Here is a 6,694-nt window from a genome sequence, read left to right as displayed (position 1 = left end):
TCGCTCCTGCCACACCGGGCGGTCGCCGCTGCCGCAGCGGGAGCGCATTTAGCCCTGTGTGGTCGGGACCTCGCTCGGCTTCGCCGGCGTGGTCACCGTGGCGTACCGCATCGGCACACCGCCCGCAAAGGCGGGCATCTCGACCTGGGCGATGTCCTGCACGACATACCCCAACCCGATCGCCGCCGCCCACTGGCGGTAGGTCTCGACGACGGGGTCGTTCAGGAGAGCCGCGTGCATGGTGGCCGGATCCCCGATCGCGGTGATGGTGTAGGGCGGCGAGTAGACGCGACCCTGCAGGTAGAGCGTGTTGCCGACACACTGGACCGCGCTGGTGGAGACGATCCTCTGGTCCTGCACCATCAGCGCCTCCGCCCCGCCCGCCCACAGCGCGTTGACCACGGCCTGAAGATCCTGCTGGTGCACGACGACGTCATCGACCGTGAGGTCGGGCGGCAAGGTGTCCAGGGAATAGCCCGCGTCGTCGAGAGTGACCTGGACGGCAGCGCCGGTGACGGGGGCCAGCCCGACTGAGGGCGCGAGGCGCTCTGCGACGCGACTGGCCTGCTGGACGGCACTGTCGCCGGCACCCTGCTCCAGCGCTTGGACCTCCAGCCGGAGCTCTTCGGCACGGTCGGCGAGCGTCTTGACCTGCTGGTCGCGCGCGGTGATCAGTCCAGGGAGATCTTGAGCGCCAGTGGTGGGCACGCTGGTGCGGGCCAGAGACGCACTCGTCCCAAAAAGCAGCCCCGCGACGACGCAGATGATCGTGACCCCGATCTTTTGGATCCGGGGTCTTGTCCCTCCCGCGTCGGACCCCCCAGGGACCGGCGCGGCCTGCGTCGGCGGTGCGGTGCTCATCAGGGCTAGCGTAGCCGCGTATCCTGACCGCACCCACTGCGAAGGAGAACAGTCGTGCCGAAGTCCCGCGGTCGTGAGGGCGCCAAGGCGCGTGCCAAGCGCGCCACCGAGCTTCCTCAGACCCAGAAGCTGAAGTCCAACCCGCCCTGGTTCGTGCCACTCATGTGCGCCTTGATGATCGTGGGCGTCCTGTGGGTTGCCACGTTCTACATCACGAGCGGGGCTCTGCCGATCGAGTCCCTGCGCTACTGGAACCTCGGCATCGGCATGGGCATGATCATGGCCGGCTTCATGATGGCGACCAACTGGCGCTGAGCACGGACATTCACACACACCCTAGTTATCCACAGCTTGTCCCCACTCTGGGGATAAATCACACCGTTGTCATTCGCAACTGTGGATAACTACGTCACTCGCGACGGTCGCTGCCGCTAAAACTGGATAGAGAAGGCGGCCACGCCGAGCACCGACACCAAGCGCCAGGCAGCCAGGGCCACCAGGATGACGGTGAGGACCGCCAGCCCCGGCCACATCAGCCGGCGCCTGCGCACCGCTTCCGGCGTGCGGCCCTTGGCCGAGGTCAGCACCAGCAGCCCGCCGATCACCAGACCAGTGATCGCGCCGCCCACGTGCGCCTGCCAGGCGATCCCGCCGACGAAGAACGGCAGGGCCAGATTGAGGCCGATCATCACGAGCAGCGCATTCGGTGACTGGCCCGCCCGGAAGACGAGCACGACATACATCATCAGCAACCCGAAGATCGCCCCGGACGCACCCACGACGTGGACATACCAGCCGGGGTCAGGGGATGCGAACAGCAGCACGCCCAGCGATCCGCCGATCGCGCAGATGAGGTAGACCGCGAGGAATTTCAGGTGCCCCAGCACCTGCTCAAAGGCGGGACCGAAGGCATACAGGATGTACATATTGAAGAAGATGTGCAGAAAACTGGTCGGGGAGTGCACGAACGCCGAGGTCACGAACCGCCAGGGCTGGCTGCCGCCGAGAACCCCCACGAACGAGAGGTCGCCGGTCAGCCACGGCAAGGTGCGCTGCCCGAGGTAGACGAGCACGCAGAGCCCGATCAAGCCGTAACTGACCAGGGGCGTGCTCTTGGTCGCCGGCGCGCCATAGGCCGTCGTCGGAGTCGGCACGTTCTTGGCGCCCTCACGGACACAGTCCACACACTGGACACCGACGGCCGCGGGCCGCTGGCAGTCAGGGCAGGTGGGACGCCCGCACCGTTGACACTTGATGTAAGAAACCCGGTCAGGGTGGCGAGGGCAGGTGGGCGCCTCGGAGGTATGGCGACCTGGCGAGTCTTCGTCACCGCTCGGCGGCCGTGAGGGCGGGGTGGTCATCCGGTCGTCGAGACTCGTCGCAGAGCGCTCAGGTCAGCCCTCGAGCGAGACACGATCGATGACGACCGGCTCGACAGGCTTGTCGTTGGCACCGGTCGGCACGGCCGCGATCGCATCGACGACGTCGCGGGAGGCCTGGTCGGCGACCTGACCGAAGATGGTGTGCTTGCCCTGAAGCCAGGGGGTCGCCTCGACGGTGACGAAGAACTGCGAGCCGTTGGTGCCCTTACCCATGCGCTTGCCGGAGTTGGCCATGGCGAGCATGTAGGGCTGGGTGAAGTCCTTGTCCGGGCTGATCTCGTCGTCAAAGCTAAAACCGGGGCCTCCGTAACCCTCCCCGAGCGGGCAGCCGCCCTGGATCATGAAGCCGGGGATAATCCGGTGGAAGGTGAGGCCGTCGTAGAACGGCTGGGGGTTGGTGCGCCCGGCCTCGTCCTTGTAGTCCTTCTCGCCGGTGGCCAGGCCGACGAAGCTCGCGACGGTCTTGGGCGCGGCGTGCTCGAAGAGCTCGACGTGGATGTCGCCGTGGTTGGTGTGCAGCGTGACGTTCATTGCCACAGTCTCGCACGCCCATCTGACCGACCCCAGGTGGTGCCAGCCTGCTGGACAGGGCAGGATAGAAGCAGACCCACATGACTAGGAGGGATTCCCGTGTTCTTTAAGACTGACGCCGAGCGCGCGGCTGCCCAGGGCTCAAAGGCCCGGCAGGACGCCGCCGAAGCTGGATCCAGCGCTGCGTCCGGGGCCCGCAACCTCGGTGCCGCCGTGCTGGCGACGCTGGCGGAGGCGACCGCCCCCGCTGATTCGAAGAAGGAACGCCGCCACGCGCAGAAAACCCGCGCCAAGGCGATGAAGGCCGCTGGCAAGGACCGTGACGCAGCAGGCAAGGCTGCCAGCAAGGCAGCCGACCACGGGCGCAAGGCCGCTGACCACGGCCGCTCCGCGCTCGACAAGAAGGCTGCCGAAGCCGGGGGCACGGTGGCGGCACTGTCCGCTGCGGCCCGCGATAAGGCCGTGCCGCTAGGCGAGGCCGCCAAGGAGCGTGCCGTGTCTGCCGGCCACAGCGCCGCCGCTGCTGCGAGCCACGCCGGTGAGCGTCTGGCTGAGCGCGCCGGCCCGCTGGGCGAGACCGCCAAGGAGAAGGCAGGCCTCAGTGCGGCCGTCGTCGCCGCTCTGGCCGCTGCCATCCGCGAGAAGGCCGAGCACACCCGGGACCGCGCCGTCACCGGGGTGGATCACGGCATCGACGCGGCCGTGCCGCGCGTGCAGGACGGTGTCGCGGCCGTCGGGCCCAAGGTCGACCACCTGCGCGATCTGATTAATGACGAGTTGCTGCCCAAGCTCCAGTCGATGATCGGCGACGTCCAGTCCGGCAAGGACCGCGTGCTGGCCAAGGACGAGGGCGTCGTCGCGACGCTGACCGGAGCCCCCAAGTCGGGCCGGAGCAAGAAGGGCGGCGTGATGATCGCCCTCGGGCTGCTCGCCGCCGCCGGGGCTGGCCTCGCGTGGTATCTGTCCCAGCAGCAGCGCGACGCTGCAGCCGACCCGTGGGCGAGCCAGGGTGGCGGTGCTGACCCGTGGGCCAGCCGCACGCCGACCACGTCCGCAGCGCCTGCGGTCGAGCTCACCTCGACGCCCCCCGCTGGCAGCGGGCCCGTGAGCGCGAGCACCCAGGCGGTCAGCGACGGCGACGTGCCGACCACCGCGTCTTCGATGTCGACGTCGAGCACGGACCTGGTGTCCCCGACCGTGGCCGACGCCGCCCTCGTCGACGCAGCGCCACTCGACGCAGTTCCAGTCGACTCCGTGGACGGTGCCGACGCACTGGACGCCACCCCGTCAGCGACCGGCGCCAGCGACTACACCGGCGCCCATGCTGGCGACGGCGCTCGGATGCTCGAGTCCGAGGAGATCGACGACCTCGCCTTCGAGGAGCCGGTGAACACCGACGAGCAGGCTCCGGGCGAGGGCATGGAGCCCACCGACCGCGTCTGAACCACCTTCGGCGAGCGCCCCTGACCACCAGGTCGGGGGCGCTCGCTGCGTTTCTCAGGGCGTAGCAAGGGGCGCAGCCAGTCTCGCGACACTCCGGCGCGGGAGGGTCTGTGTGCAGGCCAGCGACCCTACGCTGGCGTCGGAGTCTAGTGGAGAGGAGACCCGGCGACATGTCTATGCCCGCGCGCCAGCCAGACGTGCACGCCCACGGCACCGACGACACTCCGCCGGCCCCGCGGCCAGAGGCCCTCTACGCACCCACCCGCCACGGCGACCGGCACGATCTGCTTGAGGCCGACCGCACCGCATACCCCCTGGCTCAGGACCGCACCGATACCGGACCCGTCCTGCAGACCCGCGACACACCACCACGCCGCCGTCGCGGCGGACGCGGGCCCAACGGGATCAGGCCACGACCGGGCATCATCCCGGGCCTGGACGGGTTGCGCGCGATCGCGGTCATCGGGGTCCTGATTTTCCACTTCACCCCCAGCGTGCTGCCGGGCGGCTACCTCGGCGTCGACGTCTTCTTCGTCCTCAGCGGCTTCCTCATCACCACGCTCCTCCTCCGCGAGGTCGACACGAAGGGACGCATCGACCTCCTCGGTTTCTGGCGCCGCCGCGCCAGGCGGCTGCTGCCCGCGCTGGTCCTGGTCGTCCTGGTCAGCACCTCCGTCGCGCGCCTGGTCGGCGGCGACCTGCTCGTGGGGATCGGTCGACAGGCCCTTGGTGCACTGACCTTCACCACCAACTGGCTGGAGATCCTGGCGGGCGCGAGCTACTTCCACAGCACGTCCCCGATCCTCTTCATCAACTTCTGGTCCCTGGCGGTCGAGGAGCAGTTCTACCTCGTCTGGCCGCTCGCCCTGATCATCGCGCTGGCCCTGACGCGCTCCGTCCGGCAGCTCATCCTTCTCGTGGCCGGCATCGGCGTGGCGAGCACGATCGCGATGGCCGTGCTCTTCACGCCCGGCGTCGACGCCACGCGCGTCTATTACGGCACTGACACCCACCTCATGGGGCTGATGGCGGGAGCGGCGTTCGCGGTCGCCTGGGCGGACCCGCGTCACCGGGCTGGGCTGCGCTCAGGGGTATGGCGACGCTGGCGTTGGGCCGCGGTGCTCGGCGCCCTCCTCGGGCTGGTCGGGCTGATGCGATGGATGGAGGAGTCCGACGCCCTGACCTTCCGGGGTGGCATCCTGCTGGCCTCGCTCCTCACCGTGGTCCTCATCGCGGGCCTGCTGGAGTCGGGCAGCCTGTGGCGCCGACTGATGCACCTGCGGCCGCTGGTCTGGGTGGGCGAGCGGTCCTACGGCATCTATCTGTGGCACTGGCCGATCCTGGTCATCATGGGCGCGCTGATCCCCTATGCGCCCGGGACGGGCCACGGCATGGTGGTGGTCGGCACCGCGCTCGTCCTCACCCTGACCATCTCGGCCCTGTCCTTTCGGTATGTCGAACAACCGGTGCGCAAGCTGGGGTTGCGCAAGAGCGTGGGCACCCTGGGACGCTGGGCGGCGACGCCGTGGCAGGTCAGCCGCACCCCCCGCATGGTCGCGGGGCTGCTCGCGCTGATGCTGGTCGCGACAGCGGTGGCGGTCGCCACCGCCCCGGAGAAGTCAGTGACCCAGCAGCAGATCGAGGCAAACGAGGCCCGGCTCGACGGCGGGCAGCTCGCACCAGTCGCGAGCACGACAGTGGGAGAGCCGGCCCAGCTCAGCGCGCAGCTCGGCCTGGCAGGCGCGGCCGCCGACGCCGCCACCGCCGCTGCATCCGAGTCGGACAGCAAGGGCACCAAGGACGACAAGACCAGCAACGACAAGACCAGCGCGGACCAGGGCGACAAGGCCAGCGCTGACAAGGACGCCCCAGCCAGCGCCACGGCAACCGCCACCTCCCTCGATGTCCACGGATCGACATACCGCGCGGGCGAGGACGGCCTGCTGGTCCCTGACAGTTCGGCGATCACCGCGATCGGTGACTCCCTCATCGTGACCAGCGCCGACGGACTGACCTACCGGTTCCCCGAGATCAACTACCTGGCCAAATCCAACCGGCAATGGAACAGCGCGCATGAGGTGGTGGCTGACGGTCTCGCGCAGGACCAGATCAGGGACAACGTCATCCTGCACTTGGGCACCAACGCCGGCGTGGACGAGGCCGCGCTGCGCGAGACGCTGGACGCACTCGGCCCGGACCGCAACGTCGTCGTGATGAACCTCTATGTCGCGGCTTCCTTCACCGAGTCCTCCAACGCCACCATCGCCAAGGTCGTGGCCGACTACCCCCATGCGGTCGTCGGCCGATGGAACGCCACGATCAGCAAGCAACCCGGGGTGCTCCAGGCCGACAACGTGCACCCCGATCTGGACGGCATGCACGTCTACGCCACGGTCGTTGCGGAAGCCTTCGACGAGCTGGCGCGCGCCCAGTGAGCCTGGGCTTTCACGTCGCCGCTGGATCTGTGGCAATCTCGA

6 protein-coding genes are annotated in these 6,694 nt (G+C 68.9%); 3 read left to right on the top strand and 3 right to left on the bottom strand.

Annotated features, from left to right (window positions below; genetic code table 11):
* Nucleotides 1-48: 48 nt before the first annotated feature.
* Complete coding sequence (locus Q4P07_RS03475) at nt 49-861, bottom strand: DUF881 domain-containing protein (RefSeq protein WP_303373503.1); 813 nt, start codon at nt 859-861, stop codon at nt 49-51.
* A gap of 54 nt (nt 862-915) precedes the next feature.
* Between Q4P07_RS03475 and Q4P07_RS03470 the strand changes: the two genes are divergently transcribed.
* Nucleotides 916-1,176, top strand: a complete 261-nt coding sequence (locus Q4P07_RS03470) for a cell division protein CrgA (RefSeq protein ID WP_303373502.1) — start codon at nt 916-918, stop codon at nt 1,174-1,176.
* A 116-nt stretch (nt 1,177-1,292) separates the two neighbouring features.
* Here the strand turns inward: Q4P07_RS03470 and Q4P07_RS03465 are convergent, their stop codons facing one another.
* Together Q4P07_RS03465 and Q4P07_RS03460 are read right to left on the bottom strand one after the other, a co-directional pair.
* A complete protein-coding gene (locus Q4P07_RS03465; protein WP_303373501.1) occupies nt 1,293-2,045 on the bottom strand; it encodes a rhomboid family intramembrane serine protease in 753 nt (250 codons plus the stop codon).
* A 210-nt stretch (nt 2,046-2,255) separates the two neighbouring features.
* The gene (locus Q4P07_RS03460) at nt 2,256-2,774 is read right to left on the bottom strand and encodes a peptidylprolyl isomerase (protein ID WP_303373500.1); all 519 of its coding nucleotides are present in this window, start codon (nt 2,772-2,774) and stop codon (nt 2,256-2,258) included.
* 99 nt (nt 2,775-2,873) lie between these two features.
* Here Q4P07_RS03460 and Q4P07_RS03455 point away from each other — a divergent pair, with 99 nt between their 5' ends.
* On the top strand, nt 2,874-4,217 hold the full coding sequence (locus Q4P07_RS03455; protein ID WP_303373499.1) for a hypothetical protein: 1,344 nt from the start codon (nt 2,874-2,876) through the stop codon (nt 4,215-4,217).
* 170 nt (nt 4,218-4,387) lie between these two features.
* Entirely contained in the window at nt 4,388-6,652 is a 2,265-nt protein-coding gene (locus Q4P07_RS03450) for an acyltransferase family protein (protein ID WP_303373498.1), read from the top strand.
* The last annotated feature ends 42 nt before the right edge of the window (nt 6,653-6,694 follow it).

The sequence above is a fragment of the Ornithinimicrobium sp. genome (assembly GCF_030537745.1).
Lineage (GTDB): Bacteria > Actinomycetota > Actinomycetes > Actinomycetales > Dermatophilaceae > Ornithinicoccus.
The sequence above is the reverse complement of the archived record's forward strand: the minus strand, read 5'-3'. Positions and strand labels throughout refer to the sequence as shown.